Origin of the sequence: Halalkalibaculum roseum, assembly GCF_011059145.1 — a bacterium.
GTDB lineage: Bacteria > Bacteroidota > Rhodothermia > Balneolales > Balneolaceae > Halalkalibaculum > Halalkalibaculum roseum.
This window is the reverse complement of record NZ_JAALLT010000002.1, coordinates 574,783-590,700: the sequence shown is the minus strand read 5'-3', so window position 1 is coordinate 590,700 and position 15,918 is coordinate 574,783. Positions and strand designations below refer to the sequence as shown.

Here is a 15,918-nt window from a genome sequence, read left to right as displayed (position 1 = left end):
ATGCAAGATCAGACAGCGCACAGCATCAAATTACAGAGATATTACAAGTATCACTCAACTATTTATGATGCTACTCGCTGGAGTTTTCTTTTTGGCAGACAGCAATTCCTCTCCAGCCTTCCGGAGTTAATGTCCCAGCCCCGAATCCTGGAAATAGGCTGTGGGACCGGCAATAACCTTCAGTTACTGGAGTATTTTTACCCGGATGCAAGCATCACAGGTGTTGATCTATCTGAGGATATGCTGGAAAAGGCATCCCGAAAAGTCGGGAATTCGAAAGAACTCAATCTGATGCAATTTCGATACGGTTCGGAAGGACCTGATTGGGATCCCTTCGATCTTGTTGTACTTTCCTATTCTCTCACCATGATCGGTGAAAACATCGATACTATATTACAGCACGTTCATGAAGACCTCAATCCCAACGGGTATATTGCAGTGATCGACTTTCATGACACTCCATTTAAGTGGTTTCGACGCTGGATGTGGCATAACCATGTCAGCATGGACGGAACCATCCTGCCGATGCTAAAGAAGTATTTTACAGAAGAAAAAGTATCTCTAAATAAGGCGTACTTTGGTTTCTGGAAATATTTCACTTTTCTAGGAAAGAGAAGTTAATTTCAAGCAAACCGGAAACATGTATTGGCAGAAATACTGTAAGCCATAGCTTTATTTTACTCACGGATAAATCTAACTCTCAATTTAATCTTTCAGTTGGCAATCATTATCTTTGGCTTCATCCATAACAGTCAGACATGAAGCAGATACAACAAACCATAGAGGAAATTGAGAGCGAACTCCGAGAGTCGCCTGAAGAACCCGATTTGCACAATGAATTGGGCATTGGGTACCATATGCTTGGTGAGTATGAGGAGGCTATACAGAAGTTTAAAAAGGCTATCAAACTTTCACCGGAAACAGCTAAATATCACTTCAACCTGGCCAACAGCTATTATGAGTCTGAACAGGTAGAGCTGGCTATCAACTCATACATGGATGCTATTGACCTGAAACCGGATTATGTTCCTGCCATCAATAACCTGGCAGATATTTATGAGATTGCAGGTAAGCCTGAAAAAGCCAGAGAACTGTTTGAGTATATAACCCGGATACAACCGGACAATGCCCTTGGATTCTTGAATCTTGGCAATCACTTCCTACGTGACAACTATATTCAGGAGGCCGGCAAAAGTTTCAAGAAGGCTATCGAATTGGACCCTGATTGCTATGAAGCATACAATAATATTGGCTTCATATTAAAACATCTCAGAAAATATGAGAGAGCGATAGAATATTACGAACAATGCCTTAAGATCAACCCCGATTACCAGCCTGCTATTCAAGATCTAAAAATCTGCAAGAAGAACGTACAGAACTCTTGATATACTGAACCCACTAAAAAGCTATTTAACCTTCTGTAACTGCTAGTCTGTAACTATTAAAGAGTTATTGCTGGTAGGTAACCAGTTCCCAAACCTCCGTTTTTACCAGGTCACGCGTTTCGTAAATCGTATTAAGAAGGTCAGCCACGTCGGTCCCCGGCATTGTCTGCTTGATAAGCTCCTGGGTGAATCCGAATTCAATATCTTCAATATGATCAAAATAGTTGCCGGTAGCATAGTTATAGCCATATTCTGTGCCACCAGGCAGTATCAGTGAGTATACTTCCCAACCGGTCATATTGTCCTGATCAATACGCAGTTTGTGAAGAGGCATAGCCACCTCATCTTCAAGCATTAAATATTCAAGTCCCCTGCCTTGTGCCACGTCCATGAAGTCCATGGTCATGTAACGGCTTGGATTGACGGCATTACCGTTTTCCGGAGAGATCATGCTGCGAACTTTCCATATCTCAGAGGCTTGAAGTTCAACGATTTCATCCAGGTTATTGAGGCCGGAACCTTCATAAGAATTCGGAACGAAGAAAACGGATGAAATACTTGAAAAATTATCCTCAAACGAACGAATGTCTTCTGTGGTGACAATATTTACATAGTTGTATTTACTTTTATGCCCTCCGGGAAAGTTAACCTTATAGATCTGCCAGGACTTTATATCCCCTGATTCTATCAGGGCCTGGTAAGCGGAGCTCATTGCTCCTTTAACGGCGTTGAGAAATTCTTCATCATTACCGTTCTCTACCGAGATATAATCTATCTTTTTGTAATCCAGGCGTTCGGTTTGAGAAAAGGAAAAAGAGACAATAAAGAATAGAAAAAAACAGGTAGACAGGATTCGTTTCTTCATAATAACCTCCGCTTTTTAATTCAATAAGTATTCGTAAGTAATATAATTTTGAGGTTAAATGATAATCATCAAATAAAATTTGCCTGCATTTTTTATCTCCTTCAAGTATTTTATATTACTACCTTAATAGTATTATTCATTGGAACCATATATGAGACTACTTGTTTCAACTGTCATCTTATGTTATCTGCTCGTTTTCACACCCATACTTAAGGGCCAATCGCAGGCTGTCCTTTCGGGAACTGTAAGGAGTCTGGACGGTTCATCCCTGCCCCGTGCTCATGTCACCCTGGACCCCTACTCTGACAATCTGTTTTATAGTTCAGAGACAGTTGAGGTTCAATCAAACGGAAGCTTCCAAATAGTTGCACCCCGATCCGGAATATATCGTGTATCCATTACCGGAGCTATGCATAAAGGGTTGCAGTTTCCGGTTTGGATACGAGAACCCGGAACCATGCAGCTGGATATACAACTTGACCCTAAGAATCTGGATGATGGCGAGTACTTCAATAGCAACGAATACTTAAGCTGGATAAGAGTAACCGGAAACTTCAACGGGTATAACTATGATCGCGGTGTTCGTTTTGAGCGGATTGATTCAAACACCCTAAGGGCAACCATCAATACCAGCCTTGATACGCTTCATTACCAGATTACGGGACTGACCTCCGGTACCACTGTTTTGCCCGGAGCCGCAGACTACCGTTTGCGTGATTCCAGAAATTATGAAGCCATAGTACCGGTCAAAAACAACCGGGTAGTACTTATCTATAAAGCCGATTCGACATATTTCGATAATAAAAATCCTTTCGAGGGCTATCGCACTACCTGGGATTTTAACCAGTCGGGAGTCAAATTTATCGACGAAACTGAAGATCAGATTCAAAAGAACCTGAGAAAAGAGGATTTCTTTTCCCGGTTATTCAACTATGGAATGTTTGATACTGACTCCCTACCTGTGGAGCAGTTTAAATACACAATGCAACAGCATTACAGGGAGATGTGGAAACTAAACATCAGGGAAATCGATGCCCTGGAAAAACGCTTAAGCAGTTTGCCCGGGAGTACAAACGATTATGTACGGCAATCGATGTATTACAAATATCTTTTACTTAGTGAAGAAATACATGAATCCCATGATTCCAGATTGCTAGAATCAAGCGATACCGAGCCGAGTCTGTACATTGGTATCGATTTTTTGAATGCTTCCATGGATGTGATACCGCCGGAATCAAGCCTTTGGTCTCTACGCAGCGATTTACTATTCATTTTGCCGGAGATGCTGGGTTACACGAAACGGGTTACCGCCTATATGGAAGAGGTGGTAAAGAAGAACCGGGATACCGATATTACCGGCAGAGTACTCTTTGAACTCTTCACCAACTCTTATGACGACAGCGGCAGGTCAGAGCAAACGCAAGACTATTACCGGCTGATACTGGAAGCATTCGGGGATAATTATTATGCCAGAAAAGCCCGGGAATATGTACAGGCTGATAATAATTAGCGGCTGACTTTCATTCCCAACAGGTACATCAAGTTTCCTTATATTTCAGAAAATTGAATGCATACTAAAACTACGTCATGAATTTTTACAGCAGGAAGTTAATTAAACCACAGGACATGAATGCACACGGCACACTCTTCGGAGGTACCGTATTGAGTTGGATTGATGAAGAGGCCGCTATTTTTGTAAGCTGTCAGCTCGGAAAAGGAAACCTGGTTACCAAATTCATGTCCGAAATCGACTTTGTCAGCTCCGCTACCCTGGGCGACATCATCGAAATCGGCATGGAAACCGTCAAATTCGGCAAGAGTTCGATTACTGTTCGCTGTGTAGTACGTAACAAGTTTTCAAAAGAGGTGATTATCAAGATCGATCGCATAGTCTTTGTACACGTCGATGAAGAAGGCCGACCCTCCCCTCATAATATTGAAGAGCCGGCAAACAAATAACCGTTTTAAGTATGTTTCGCTAGCATAGCAATCCCCCCCACTCCAAATTTAGAAATAGATGGATCGGTGTCGGTTATCAGGTATATATTACTTACCAGCCCGGCGAAATATGAAAGCCTACGTAACCCGGTTGCTCCGGTCGCTGAAACGGTACGGCATAGATGATTAGCAGATTCTTTGTTTTAAAGGTATGATTCAACGTTGCTGAGTGACGTTGATACCACCGCTCTGAGAGCTTTCCCAGATCTTTTACCGCTTTCTCTTCTTGCGGATAGTGATAAATATCGAAGTGTTCGGTATGCAGAATTTGAAAATCAAAATCTTCATACTGCACTTGATTCCTGCCAAAATATTGTCCGGATGCAGCTTCAGGAATCGCGAAAAGTAATATTATTACCGCTAAATATAATTTCCTTAACTTATTGCGAGTCATAAAGTTAAATGAAACTTATTTATATAATAATATACGTTAGTTTAATGAATTCTAACGCTTTCGAGTTCCACAGATATATTTAAATTGTTATGTTTTAATTAATAGTATCATTTACCTTTTATTGTTCATCTACTTTGCAGACCCCGAACACTTTGTATATCGACATCGAAAAAATACGCAACTTGCTTTATGATGATGCGGGATTCATAAAAGAATTTACGGATGCGGCATCGGATTCTTTCAGTCAATTTGCAGAACGTTATGAGAAGTACCTTCTAGAGCGGAATGAGACCGAGTTCAGAAAAGCCGGACACAAGATTAAACCTGTTGCCCTAATGATTGGTGTCAATGAGGTTGTTGAAGAGTATGAGCACGCCAAAAAACTTCTTCATAACAATGAGCCTGACAGGAAGCTCCGGAAATCAGCCGAAAAGATCAGGAATATCACCGAGCACGTGATTTCTGAATTGCAGGATTTACAGGAGTAATACCCTGAACATCATCCACCGAAGCAAACTTGATACAAGCTTCCTGCAGCTTTAAATAATGGTCTGCCCTTAAAGCTTCATCTCTACGTAGTTTATATTCCCCTCATTGGTTCTTGCCCGGTAATTCTTTATCCTATTTAGGGTAAAAATAATTGAGAATGGAACCCGTAGAAAAACCAAATCAGAAAAGCCTTTTCAAAAGAATTGCCAGGCTGCTCACTGGATTCTTGATTGCCTTATTGTGCCTTTCCTTTGTAAGTGTACTTCTTCTTAAATGGATACACCCACCTACCTCAGCATTTATGCTGCAACGACAGCAAGAAATGTACTGGAATGACAACCAAGACCCGGAAATAAACTACGAATGGGCAGACTGGGAAGAGATATCTCCCTATATAAAAGTAGCAGCCATTACCAGTGAAGACCAGCGATTTGCAGAACACTGGGGACTAGATCTAGACGCCATTGAAAAAGCCATTGACGAGCATCAAAGAGGGGAATCACTTCGCGGGGCAAGCACCATTACCCAGCAGACGGCCAAAAACCTCTTCCTCTGGCCCGGACAGTCGTTCATTCGGAAAGGAATTGAAGCCTATTTATCCGTATTGATGGAAGCTCTGTTATCCAAAAAGAGAATCCTGGAGATTTATCTGAACATTGCTGAATTCGGTGACGGGGTGTATGGAGTGAAAGCTGCCAGCAAAATCTATTTCAATTCCGATCCTGCAAATCTTGATATGATACAGAGTGCGCTGCTGGTAACAGCCCTGCCAAGCCCAAGGCGATATAACCTGGCGAATCCATCTGCCTATATGATTGAACGAAGAAATTGGATACTGCAATATATGTTTTACTTGGGAAACACTGATTATTTGAAGAAACTGGAGTAAAAATCTATGATTGCTAAAACAGGTCAAAGAACGGATATTTAGTGCGATCACAATCAAGAATTTAAGAATAGATATATGAAGATACTTGTCACAGGAGGCGCCGGCTATATAGGGAGTCATACGTGTGTGGAATTACTGGAAGCAGGTTATGAGGTAATAGTGGTAGACAACCTGGCCAACAGTAAAAAGGAGGCCCTCAAAAGAGTGGAAGAAATCACCGGAAAGAAAGTAACCTTTTTTGAAGTGGACTTATTAGAACATGAAAAACTGGAGTTTATCTTTTCGGAGCATCCCATAGAGGCCGTTATCCATTTTGCGGGCTATAAAGCTGTAGGTGAATCGGTAAGCAAGCCTCTCTCCTATTATCATAACAACATCACCGGGACACTTCACTTATGTGAAGCTATGAAGAAATACGGAGTCAAAAATCTTGTCTTCAGCTCTTCTGCTACCGTGTATGGAGACCCAGAAACCGTTCCTATAAAGGAGGACTTTCCATTATCTGCAACCAATCCCTACGGCAGAACCAAACTATTTATTGAAGAAATACTTCGGGACCTCCACGTGTCTGACAGCAGCTGGAATCTTGCACTGCTCCGCTATTTCAACCCTGTTGGTGCGCACCCCAGTGGAAAAATTGGAGAAGATCCCAATGATATCCCCAACAATCTTATGCCCTACATCAGCCAGGTGGCTGTTGGAAAGCTTGAAAAATTATCAGTATTCGGGGACGATTACCCTACCGAAGACGGTACCGGTGTTCGCGATTATATCCATGTCGTTGACCTTGCAGTGGGTCACCTCATAGCACTGGAGGCCCTGGAAAAAAATCCCGGCTTACTCACCTACAATTTGGGGACCGGCAAGGGTTACAGTGTACTTGAAGTGGTCAATGCTTTTGAAGAGGCCACCGGTCAGGATGTACCCTATCAGATTACCGACCGGCGCCCGGGCGATATTGCAGCCTGCTATGCAGATCCACAGAAAGCAAGTGAAGAACTCGGTTGGGAAGCAGAAAGAGATCTGGTAGGTATGTGTCGTGATGTATGGAGATGGCAGTCGCAGAATCCGGAAGGTTATTAGTTAAGGAGTAAGGAGTAAGGAGTAGAAAGTCGTAAGGAGGAAGTGTTTGGGTTGAGGGAATTTATATAAGGTGTCTAATTGGCAAGTTTTATTAGAAAAATCCAATATTCAAATTGTAACGAAACAGCGTAAAGTTTATCTATTAGATAAGTGACTTAGTTTTGATACAGTGAATAAATGTTTTTCAAAAAGAGGATCAATTCCTTATAATTGATCTGCTTTTATTTATAATAATATAGGTACAGCAATAAAAATATCATTTATAAACAGCTAATTAATCTGCACATATCTTAGACGATTCCATATAAACGGCTGTAAATTTAAGGCTTTTGGGTGGTGTCGACAGGATCAGGGAAATTAGCTCTAAATTAAAAGAGAAGCCCCGGGAATACATGCTTAACAACGATGATAAGTCCAAAAAGGTACTAATTGTAGAAGACGACATCCTGCAGCAGATTATCCTGGAGCAGATGGTCACTTCGATGGGTCATACCGTTCTGGCAAAAGTTTCAAAAGGAACAGAGGCCATCAAATCGGCACTGAGACTGGATGCGGTTGACCTGATACTGATGGATATCAAACTCTCCGATAATATCGACGGTATTGAAGCCATGAGTAAAATCCGGAAATCATCCAATGTGAAGGTGATATATGTTACGGGCAATACGGAGCCTCAAAACGTTGAGAGAGCTAAAAAGACGGATTACGTTGCTTTTCTTTCAAAGCCGGTTGATAAAAATCTGCTGGCGAAGGCCCTTGAAGACGCTTTCTAGGAAAGATTGCCGGAAATCTTAGCCTGATACGTTTTTAATTCCATTTTGCCCCTCTTTTTGTGTATTCTTATTAACGGTTTATAATTTGAGAATTCATCAAATTGTTTAAAATTGTAGCAAAGCTATAGCACTACAGAAATCGGTATCAGTAGCCTTTAAACGAACAAATTATGGGTATATCCGAAAACTTCCTGGTAAATACCAAGTCTTTTGATCCTATCATCCAGGCGTTGATATCGAGATCGGAGCATCCCGACACTATTTCTGATACCACCCTTGAAAAAATGGGATATGACAATCCCAGTGATCTGCTGGTACTTCACGTACTCCGTGGGCTCGATATCATCCACCAGGATAAGACACCGTCGGACCTCTATTTTAAGATGGTTGATCCCGATCACACCAAAGAAGCCATTGCTGAGGGAGTCATCAACGGGTACATGGACCTGTTTCTGGAAAATCCTGACATCCACAAGAGGTTACCCGGAGAAATTCAGGAAGAACTCAAAGAATATTTTGAGGGAAAAAAAACAGATCTCATTGTCAAATACATTGCGAACACCTTTCACAAATTAGTCTCTTACGCCGGTATTGACGTTGTGGAGGAAGCAAGAGATCGCATGCTGGGCGAAGAACTGAAGACTGCCAGTGCTGATGCTGATGAAAACATTGAAATAGATAATGAAATCGAAGTTGAGGTTGAATCTGAAGCAACTACCGCGAAATCAGAAGGTGCTGATTCTGCTGTAAAAGAGACGAACAATAACGGCAAATCCGGACCTGACTTCCATGCCGCCTCCGAACAGGAAGAGATCAGCAGCCGAAGTGTTGAGGAGATTCTCTTTGGTGACAAACCAGATTCTAAAGAACAAGAAGAGTCTGACATCAAGGATGAAACTGATGCTTCTGATAAGGATAAAGCTGCTGCGGATCTCAGTAAAGCCGAACAGTCTGAAGAATGGGATGAGTCCGGTGAAGAAGACGGCTCCATTCAGGAATTTAAAGCATCCGATAGCAGCTATGATGACGATGATTTGGTTGGCGAAGAGACCGCCAAAAATGAACCGGCAGGTCGGAGTGATACCGGTGCCCTTCCCGGCAAATATGATATCAGTCTTTCACACCTGGATACCTCTGATGAACGAATACAAAAAGCGATTGTCAGACGAGCCGAGCTCCTCGATAAATTGGGTCACAACCGGGAAGCACTGGAGTCTTATGAAGACATGATCTCCTATTTTGATGATGCGGATGAATCATTTCTACAAGAAGCGGTATCCCAAGCTGTCATCCGCAGGGTTGAGCTTGTTAAGAAACTAAATCAGGAGCACAAGTTGCTGCCGGCCCTGAATGAAGTCATCCGGCGATTCAGCAGTTCAGATGACTCTGAGTACTATGAACGGGCCTCCAAGGCGATGCTTCAAAAAGCAGAGCTGCTGGAAACCAAAGATTATGACGGACAGGATCTCCTGCCCCTTTACAATCAGATTATCAACCGCCTGGAAGATGAGTCCGATCCCTATATACAGGAAAAGGTAAACGAGATTTTTATCAGGCGCCTGACACTGCTGAATCGAGCCGATGATAATTCTGAGCTGCTCAAAGCGCTAGACCAATCCATCACCCGATTCGGTGAGAACCCACGCTTCCGAAAGTACCTGGAAGAGACTATGTTCCGAAAAGCGGAAATCCTGGAGCATATGAACCGGATCGAAGATGCCCTGGATGCTTACACCTCTTTCCTGCAAGAGTTTGGAGAAACCGTCGACTCTTAATCTGGCCCTGCATTTAGCATACATTTTCCGGTATACGTACTCCTCTCCTTCCCTTCATCTTTCAGTTACTTTTCCCTTTTAAAAGAGATTGAGGATTGCTTATATTTGCTTTCTGTTTTTGCCCGAGTGGCGGAATTGGTAGACGCGTTGGTCTCAAACACCAATGGCTTCACGGCCGTATCGGTTCGAGTCCGATCTCGGGTACTTATTGCCTCGCAATGATTTATAGTTATTATAACTATGATTAATTGCGAGGCTTTTTTGTTTAAAATGCTTTTCGGGGTAACATTGGGGTAACAGAATAGGATGTGCCACCCCCATTTTTCCTCTCTTACAGGGCTTTTTTTGTGCGAAACTATTAGAATAAAAAAGCCCATCCGAAATGCCGTTTACAAGTCTTTAATTTATCAGTAACTAAATTCTTAACGATCTAAGTTTACTGATATGAGTCCCTCAACAAATACAAATGAAAAAGTAAAAGCTTTATACGATAAAGTTTTAAATGAAGAATTAGAACCTGTTGAATTGGGATCAGCTCTTTATGAAATTACAAATGCTGGAAAGTCTATATCCTTTGGTTACCGAGGAGTATTGGACGTAGTCTTTTTAAAAGAAAATTTAAAAACTAACCGAAAAGTAAAATCAATGACCAAGTACATTTTTTGGTGGACCATTACCAACGTTATTTTCGTTGCAATTCCCACTTATTTTGTTAACTCAATTCTAAGCCCCGATCCATACCCCGGGCATAGTAGGAACATTACCTAAATAACGGAGTTATTCCTTTCTCTTGACCAACCCCATTAAAATTAATTTACCTTATTGACACAATCCGTCATTCCGGGTTGTTATTCTCTTACCATGAACAAAAAGAAAGGACAATTCCCTGATGGGTTGGATTATGCAACCGTCCCGGACCATTACTATTACGGAGAAATCCTCGTCAAGCGGATCGACCGGGGCAATGGTATGATCGAGCTCGTTGCTCGAGATAAAAACCATTCCAGGCATTCGGTTTTAGCAAGAGATCTGAGAGAGGCGATGATGAAAATGAGAATAGAATTGAAGAGGGAGGCTAAATAATAACCTCCCCTTTCTGTCACTATCAATAACTTATAAACAGCTTACTGAAAAATTATCAACAGTTACATTAAAACTATTCTGATTTAATGTAATATGTAAAATAGATTTTAATAGAAGGGTTTCTCCACCTCCCCTAGGAACCAGTACCCAAGTTTGTCCACGGGTTTGGGTAGAAGCACCTGCTAATTTTAGATGAAAATTGATAGTATCATTCCAATTATAAACGGTCCCGGAGGTTTGTCCCACACCAGTTCCACGCGCGTTGATATGATCAAGCACTTGGAATCCTCCATTATCTCCGATCTTAAATACTGGATGGAATACTCCTTCAAAATCAACTAATTCCCCACATACATCGATTGTTGCGCCGAAAGGAAAAAATTGATTGCTTGATGATTGGGCATTTGATGTTAGAATTACACCAAATGTCATGATAAAAAAGCAGCTAGCTATTTTTATTAGTTTCATAGTACATACCCTCTAAATTAAATTTTTAGTAAGGGGTACCATCTTAGACTGATACTACTTTCTCCTTGAAGTTGACACACTATACTGCTTTGTACATTTACTGGCAATAGATTAGGATTATTTAATTTATTTGTAAGTAATTAATTTAATGTAAGTAATCACTTCCTCATTGGTCTTACATATAGATGCGTTAACTAACATTGGGTGTCCCGGCTTTTGTCCTTACCGGGGCTTTTATTATTAAATGAAAAGTGATTGAACAAATTACTTAATACCTGCAAGGGATATTTTCTAATAATCAGAGCATAGAAATTCGATTAGTCTTTAGGTTATCCAAAAATATATGCTCTGCGCTTATGTATACGCGCAGCTTATTTTCGGCTTAATTCTTATGCGTAAGACAATGTTCGTACTTTGATTTCAACTCCGCTTTATTCAAATTACTCTTATATTTTGTTAATAACGTGAACAAACATATGTACAAAGCAAAGATAGCATCAATTGCATTGCTTATAATCCGAGACCGTTGTTTTCCATGAGGTAATAATTTAAATGGTCAAAAGAGTACTGACAATATTGGTTTTATTTACTTCGGGATTCTTCTTTAAATCTTGCCAAGAAGATATGCCTGGTCCTTTTCAAATAGTGACAGGTGATCTGGCAACCGTCTCCGTATTTTTAAAATTTGATTCGGTAGAGTTGGAACAAAAGTACGAATATATAGAGGACGGTTATACCCAAAGAATCTATTCTAAATTGGTAGACCTTAATAATGATGGAGGTGATGATCTGAACTTTGTTTACGAGTATCATGACTTTGAAGGAGAAGAACCATTCTATTTTTCTTTTATCCAGTTCCACAATAAGTCTTTACAGCTTATCGGAGAAACCAAAACTCTTATTTGGGGAAATGACTTACTACCGAAACTCCTTAGTGAAGGCGAAGTAGTAAGAGAAACCTCTCAAGATTGGATGACTTTTGAAACAAATAATCCAACTCATATATACTATTCAGGAGTATTCAATACTTTTTCATCACCGCCAGAGGATAGATATTTACTCTTCAAATTGATCGGGGAAGCTCAGCAAACAACAATTGGATGGCTGCATCTTAAACAAACTTTAGACAATTGGGAGCTTCAAATCCTTGATCTAGGATACAAAACTGAAGATTGATAGGAAAATAACAGTACCGTATAAGGAATATTATTCGATTTGAAGTAAAAAAAGAGGGTACGATCAGACGTATCATTCCATTCCGACATATGAATCCTGAGTTGGAAGGGGAAGTTATTCTTACTCTTCGAAGGTGGAGATTCTCCAGGCTTCCCACCTGCGTCCTCCAGCAGTCACAGTGGGGCGCAATCACTTTTCGCTTTGGCTATGGACAACTTAATCACCCCGATATCATCAAATTCCAAGATGTCCCCTATGGCCCCTAGCTAGAGATGATATTCTGGCCCGAGTTTCTTCAACGAGCAGGTAATGAGCTTCCCATTTACCGCTTCAATAGTTTCTAAATCTCAGAATAACTATCAAAAAATTTGGAGGCAGTATTTGGTGCCTCAGCTACATCGCTTGAACGGATCTTACATTTTCCTGTAACCAAATAGTTTTTCAATAGTCTAAACAACAAGTGAGAAAATAGTAAGTTTGGCATGACTTACTATACTTAAGTCCCGGGTGTTTAGATGATTCGCCCGGGGCTTTTTTTAATTATATCCCCTACAACAAAAGTAAGTGATAGCACTACATAATTGTTATTCCGTTAGTACTACTTTTGGGCATGAATCTACAGTATAAAAAATTACCTGAAGGTTGGTTGAATCTCATTACACCCAATCTTTACAGGTACAAGGATTTTTATGTAAGGAAAATAGATCGCCTGGATGGAAAGGTTGAACTGATCACTAATGATTTCGCCGGTAAGCGGTGCGCTGTGGTATGTTCAGAACTTTCTACTGCCTTCAAAATGATGGAACAACAGCTTAGAGAAAGCTAATGTAACCGTTGTGACCTTAGGTAGTCTTATTGGCGAGAGTTAGCGAGAGTTTCTCGCTACGAACTATTCATTGCCTCGGTAGCTTGACCGCACCGGGGCATTTCTATTTATACGTTGAGATCTTGTCGTTGGCAATCATTACGTAGACTCTACAGTCAACTAGCCCTTGACCTTAACCCAGCTCTTTTTCCTTTACTGTGATCAGGGGTAATTCTTTCCCTAAGTAGGCATAAGCCTCTACCTTACCTACCTGGTACAATCCGTCATTATGGGTTTATCGAAGTGCTTTTCATCTTCAAGTCCGCTTAACTCTCAGTTAATATGCTTCGGCTGGAATATGAGGAGGGTCGTTTAATAATATGGGTGAGAAAGGTTCTAAATCTTGGTTGCCACCTTCCCCTTTTATAGTTACTCTGCTATTCAGAAATTCTCCGTTATTCCAGTGTCTGCTGCTTAGTCTGTCACTTTGTACAACTAAATTGTAATAACTTTCCTCAATAAAGTAGATATCATAATGAAAAAGCTAACCCTGTTATTTTTCGTTTTAATCCCTTTATCGATTAATGCACAAAGCTCTGATTACGATATTAGCTCATTTTTAGATAAAGGTGTCAAAGCTCCAAATACTCATCACCTGGGTGAGGCCTGGTTAAACTTTTTGGTAGAAGCGGGTGATGGTTTCGATTACAATATTACCCAGGCTACTTTTAGTCCAAACTCGACCTTAGATTGGCACAAACACACAACAGCCCAGGTACTCATTATTATTGAGGGTAAAGGTTATTATCAGGAGAGAGATGAGGACCCCATTATTATGAGAAAAGGTGATGTGATAATGTGTGCCAAAGATACAGAACATTGGCATACATCCTCTGCAGATAGTTCCGTGTCATACATTGCTGTTTACGGAAGTGAACCCACGATTTGGACAGAAAAATTAACCAGAGAATATTATGATAGCGTTGCAAAAGAACTGATGGAAAAATAAACCGAAGGTAGGGGCATGTATAAAGTATTTCAAGCAATCCCCTGCCTAATAGAAAAGGTTGCAACTTTAATTTATATACAAGAAACGTTTAATCGCCACGGCATTATTATCAACTCCTTCAAAAGGAAAGCTCTGTTCAAATATCAACCAAATACACAGAACAACCTACCGTAAGCATGAAAAAATTTCTTAAGGTCTTTAGCGTCATTTTGGGAGTACTCTTAGTAGCCGGAGTGAGTGCCTATTTTATCTGGTTCCATAATACTGAAGAACACACTCTGAAGCTTGATCCCAAAGAAGTCTATGCTACTCAAAATAGCCCTCGGTACCTGATTACGAATGCAAATGTTGTTGATGTTGAATCCGGCACTATTTTAGAAAATAAGCATCTGACGGTACGTAATGGTATTGTTGCGCGAATATTTGAGGGGTCCATACACGATAGCCTGAGGGAGAACTATACCATCGTAAACGCAGAAAACCGTTTTCTGATGCCGGGGATGATCGATATGCATGCACATCTGAACAGTGGCGGTTTGATTCCCCCGGACGAATCAACACGACCGATGGCGCTTGAACAATTTGCACGATACGGTGTCAGTACAATATTTACACTAGGCGGTCATGGGTTCAATCAAGAGATCACAGCGGACTTAATTGATAAACAGAAGAGTAATGAATTAATAGGTCCCCAAATATTTGCTACCGGTGATATCCTCACTGCTCCTGGCGGTTATCCTATACCTTTAGTCCCCATGATGACAGGAATCCCCGCAGATGAAATTGATCTGGATGAACAGGGAATTTTAACTGTAAGTGAAGAATCCGATTTTGACGCTATTTTTTCAAAGAAGAAAGAACTTGGTCTTAACGGTATCAAAATAATGGTTGAATCCGGTTTGGGTGGCGCCTCAGAAGAACCGAGAATATCGGATGCAACCCTCCAAAAAATAGTTCAAATCGCTTCCGAATATAATCTGTCTGTCTTTGCCCATGTTTCCCGGCAGGATGATCTGGAGGATGCCATCCACGCCGGTGTTGACGTTATTGTCCATACGGTGGCAGACCAGGTGCTTAAGGATGCAGAAACTTTGTTTGAGAAGATGAAGGAAGATTCGATTTATTATACTCCTACCTTATCCATTGCTTACATGTATCAATATGTGGCCTCTGCTGAGATTCTGGAAGACCCCTTTCTCATGCAATATAGTTCAGAAAGAACAAATCGCAGTCTTGAAAACTGGCCGGTGCGGCAGCTGATGGTACAAAGCTCAGGTGTTGATACTGACCAACATAAACAGAATATGATGCAGAACTTTTCCCTCTTCTATAAAGCGGGAGTTCCCATTCTAATGGGTTCGGATGCAGGTAATCCCTCAGTCATTCCGGGCTATAGCGCCCATAAAGAACTTGAATTCATGAGTGATGGTGGCATGTCGAATGCGGAAGTGCTTCGTGCAGCAACGATTATCCCTGCTCAATTTTTGGGAGTCGATGATATCACCGGAAGTATTGGTATAGGAAAAATGGCAAGTTTTATCATGCTGGACGATAACCCCTTGAAGGATGTTCGAAATTCCCGAAGTATCCACCGGGTTATGCTTGAAGGATATTGGATAGAGTAAGATTATGACTGGGAATATAAAGAGCTCCCACTAAATATCAGGAAAAACCCTACAAATTTCTTTGTGACAAATTGGTATCCTTGTTTTTAAGTGTACATACT

The 15,918-nt window shown here is 41.0% G+C and carries 18 protein-coding genes and 1 tRNA gene; 16 read left to right on the top strand and 3 right to left on the bottom strand.

Going from position 1 to position 15,918, the window contains the following annotated elements; all coding sequences use genetic code 11:
• Window positions 1-621 (top strand): class I SAM-dependent methyltransferase, encoded by a 621-nt coding sequence (locus tag G3570_RS06750; protein WP_165140560.1) that lies wholly within the window; start codon window positions 1-3, stop codon window positions 619-621.
• Between the two features lie 137 nt (window positions 622-758).
• On the top strand, window positions 759-1,385 hold the full coding sequence (locus G3570_RS06745; RefSeq protein ID WP_165140558.1) for a tetratricopeptide repeat protein: 627 nt from the start codon (window positions 759-761) through the stop codon (window positions 1,383-1,385).
• Window positions 1,386-1,449: 64 nt separating this feature from the next.
• Here the strand turns inward: G3570_RS06745 and G3570_RS06740 are convergent, their stop codons facing one another.
• Window positions 1,450-2,250 carry a hypothetical protein gene (locus G3570_RS06740; protein WP_165140556.1) on the bottom strand — a complete coding sequence of 267 codons (801 nt, stop codon included), beginning with the start codon at window positions 2,248-2,250 and terminating at the stop codon, window positions 1,450-1,452.
• Window positions 2,251-2,401: 151 nt separating this feature from the next.
• Here G3570_RS06740 and G3570_RS06735 point away from each other — a divergent pair, with 151 nt between their 5' ends.
• The gene (locus G3570_RS06735) at window positions 2,402-3,760 is read left to right on the top strand and encodes a carboxypeptidase-like regulatory domain-containing protein (protein WP_165140554.1); all 1,359 of its coding nucleotides are present in this window, start codon (window positions 2,402-2,404) and stop codon (window positions 3,758-3,760) included.
• A 77-nt stretch (window positions 3,761-3,837) separates the two neighbouring features.
• A complete protein-coding gene (locus G3570_RS06730) occupies window positions 3,838-4,209 on the top strand; it encodes a hotdog domain-containing protein (RefSeq protein ID WP_165140552.1) in 372 nt (123 codons plus the stop codon).
• Between the two features lie 91 nt (window positions 4,210-4,300).
• Here G3570_RS06730 and G3570_RS06725 read toward each other — a convergent pair whose 3' ends face one another.
• On the bottom strand, window positions 4,301-4,642 hold the full coding sequence (locus G3570_RS06725; protein ID WP_165140550.1) for a hypothetical protein: 342 nt from the start codon (window positions 4,640-4,642) through the stop codon (window positions 4,301-4,303).
• Between the two features lie 134 nt (window positions 4,643-4,776).
• Here G3570_RS06725 and G3570_RS06720 point away from each other — a divergent pair, with 134 nt between their 5' ends.
• The 8 genes from G3570_RS06720 (at window position 4,777) to G3570_RS06685 (ending at window position 10,734) form a co-directional block, all read left to right on the top strand.
• Entirely contained in the window at window positions 4,777-5,130 is a 354-nt protein-coding gene (locus G3570_RS06720; RefSeq protein ID WP_249066764.1) for a taurine dioxygenase, read from the top strand.
• A 158-nt stretch (window positions 5,131-5,288) separates the two neighbouring features.
• On the top strand, window positions 5,289-6,020 hold the full coding sequence (mtgA, locus tag G3570_RS06715; protein ID WP_165140548.1) for a monofunctional biosynthetic peptidoglycan transglycosylase: 732 nt from the start codon (window positions 5,289-5,291) through the stop codon (window positions 6,018-6,020).
• 75 nt (window positions 6,021-6,095) lie between these two features.
• Window positions 6,096-7,103 (top strand): UDP-glucose 4-epimerase GalE, encoded by a 1,008-nt coding sequence (gene galE / locus G3570_RS06710; RefSeq protein WP_165140547.1) that lies wholly within the window; start codon window positions 6,096-6,098, stop codon window positions 7,101-7,103.
• 392 nt (window positions 7,104-7,495) lie between these two features.
• Window positions 7,496-7,876, top strand: a complete 381-nt coding sequence (locus G3570_RS06705) for a response regulator (protein WP_165140545.1) — start codon at window positions 7,496-7,498, stop codon at window positions 7,874-7,876.
• A 170-nt stretch (window positions 7,877-8,046) separates the two neighbouring features.
• Window positions 8,047-9,651 (top strand): DUF5343 domain-containing protein, encoded by a 1,605-nt coding sequence (locus tag G3570_RS06700; RefSeq protein ID WP_165140543.1) that lies wholly within the window; start codon window positions 8,047-8,049, stop codon window positions 9,649-9,651.
• Between the two features lie 120 nt (window positions 9,652-9,771).
• Window positions 9,772-9,855 (top strand) — tRNA-Leu (locus tag G3570_RS06695).
• 240 nt (window positions 9,856-10,095) lie between these two features.
• Complete coding sequence (locus G3570_RS06690; RefSeq protein WP_165140541.1) at window positions 10,096-10,419, top strand: hypothetical protein; 324 nt, start codon at window positions 10,096-10,098, stop codon at window positions 10,417-10,419.
• Window positions 10,420-10,512: 93 nt separating this feature from the next.
• Window positions 10,513-10,734 (top strand): hypothetical protein, encoded by a 222-nt coding sequence (locus tag G3570_RS06685; RefSeq protein WP_165140539.1) that lies wholly within the window; start codon window positions 10,513-10,515, stop codon window positions 10,732-10,734.
• A 30-nt stretch (window positions 10,735-10,764) separates the two neighbouring features.
• Here the strand turns inward: G3570_RS06685 and G3570_RS06680 are convergent, their stop codons facing one another.
• Window positions 10,765-11,202, bottom strand: a complete 438-nt coding sequence (locus tag G3570_RS06680) for a hypothetical protein (RefSeq protein ID WP_165140537.1) — start codon at window positions 11,200-11,202, stop codon at window positions 10,765-10,767.
• A 552-nt stretch (window positions 11,203-11,754) separates the two neighbouring features.
• Between G3570_RS06680 and G3570_RS06675 the strand changes: the two genes are divergently transcribed.
• The 4 genes from G3570_RS06675 (at window position 11,755) to G3570_RS06660 (ending at window position 15,817) form a co-directional block, all read left to right on the top strand.
• Window positions 11,755-12,378: a hypothetical protein gene (locus G3570_RS06675; RefSeq protein ID WP_165140535.1), complete on the top strand. Its 624-nt coding sequence runs from the start codon at window positions 11,755-11,757 to the stop codon at window positions 12,376-12,378.
• A gap of 610 nt (window positions 12,379-12,988) precedes the next feature.
• Window positions 12,989-13,204, top strand: coding sequence for a hypothetical protein (locus G3570_RS06670; RefSeq protein ID WP_165140533.1), 216 nt, complete (start codon window positions 12,989-12,991; stop codon window positions 13,202-13,204).
• A gap of 514 nt (window positions 13,205-13,718) precedes the next feature.
• The gene (locus tag G3570_RS06665) at window positions 13,719-14,192 is read left to right on the top strand and encodes a cupin domain-containing protein (protein ID WP_165140531.1); all 474 of its coding nucleotides are present in this window, start codon (window positions 13,719-13,721) and stop codon (window positions 14,190-14,192) included.
• A gap of 176 nt (window positions 14,193-14,368) precedes the next feature.
• Entirely contained in the window at window positions 14,369-15,817 is a 1,449-nt protein-coding gene (locus tag G3570_RS06660; protein ID WP_165140529.1) for an amidohydrolase family protein, read from the top strand.
• Window positions 15,818-15,918: the final 101 nt, after the last annotated feature.

Excerpts from the sequence above, each read along its gene's own strand:
- G3570_RS06750 (WP_165140560.1), top strand. The coding sequence starts at position 1 with ATGCAAGATCAGACAGCGCACAGCATCAAATTACAGAGATATTACAAG.
- G3570_RS06745 (WP_165140558.1), top strand. The coding sequence starts at position 759 with ATGAAGCAGATACAACAAACCATAGAGGAAATTGAGAGCGAACTCCGA.
- G3570_RS06740 (WP_165140556.1), bottom strand. The coding sequence starts at position 2,250 with ATGAAGAAACGAATCCTGTCTACCTGTTTTTTTCTATTCTTTATTGTC.
- G3570_RS06735 (WP_165140554.1), top strand. The coding sequence starts at position 2,402 with ATGAGACTACTTGTTTCAACTGTCATCTTATGTTATCTGCTCGTTTTC.
- G3570_RS06730 (WP_165140552.1), top strand. The coding sequence starts at position 3,838 with ATGAATTTTTACAGCAGGAAGTTAATTAAACCACAGGACATGAATGCA.
- G3570_RS06725 (WP_165140550.1), bottom strand. The coding sequence starts at position 4,642 with ATGACTCGCAATAAGTTAAGGAAATTATATTTAGCGGTAATAATATTA.
- mtgA (WP_165140548.1), top strand. The coding sequence starts at position 5,289 with ATGGAACCCGTAGAAAAACCAAATCAGAAAAGCCTTTTCAAAAGAATT.
- galE (WP_165140547.1), top strand. The coding sequence starts at position 6,096 with ATGAAGATACTTGTCACAGGAGGCGCCGGCTATATAGGGAGTCATACG.
- G3570_RS06705 (WP_165140545.1), top strand. The coding sequence starts at position 7,496 with ATGCTTAACAACGATGATAAGTCCAAAAAGGTACTAATTGTAGAAGAC.
- G3570_RS06700 (WP_165140543.1), top strand. The coding sequence starts at position 8,047 with ATGGGTATATCCGAAAACTTCCTGGTAAATACCAAGTCTTTTGATCCT.
- G3570_RS06690 (WP_165140541.1), top strand. The coding sequence starts at position 10,096 with ATGAGTCCCTCAACAAATACAAATGAAAAAGTAAAAGCTTTATACGAT.
- G3570_RS06685 (WP_165140539.1), top strand. The coding sequence starts at position 10,513 with ATGAACAAAAAGAAAGGACAATTCCCTGATGGGTTGGATTATGCAACC.
- G3570_RS06680 (WP_165140537.1), bottom strand. The coding sequence starts at position 11,202 with ATGAAACTAATAAAAATAGCTAGCTGCTTTTTTATCATGACATTTGGT.
- G3570_RS06675 (WP_165140535.1), top strand. The coding sequence starts at position 11,755 with ATGGTCAAAAGAGTACTGACAATATTGGTTTTATTTACTTCGGGATTC.
- G3570_RS06670 (WP_165140533.1), top strand. The coding sequence starts at position 12,989 with ATGAATCTACAGTATAAAAAATTACCTGAAGGTTGGTTGAATCTCATT.
- G3570_RS06665 (WP_165140531.1), top strand. The coding sequence starts at position 13,719 with ATGAAAAAGCTAACCCTGTTATTTTTCGTTTTAATCCCTTTATCGATT.
- G3570_RS06660 (WP_165140529.1), top strand. The coding sequence starts at position 14,369 with ATGAAAAAATTTCTTAAGGTCTTTAGCGTCATTTTGGGAGTACTCTTA.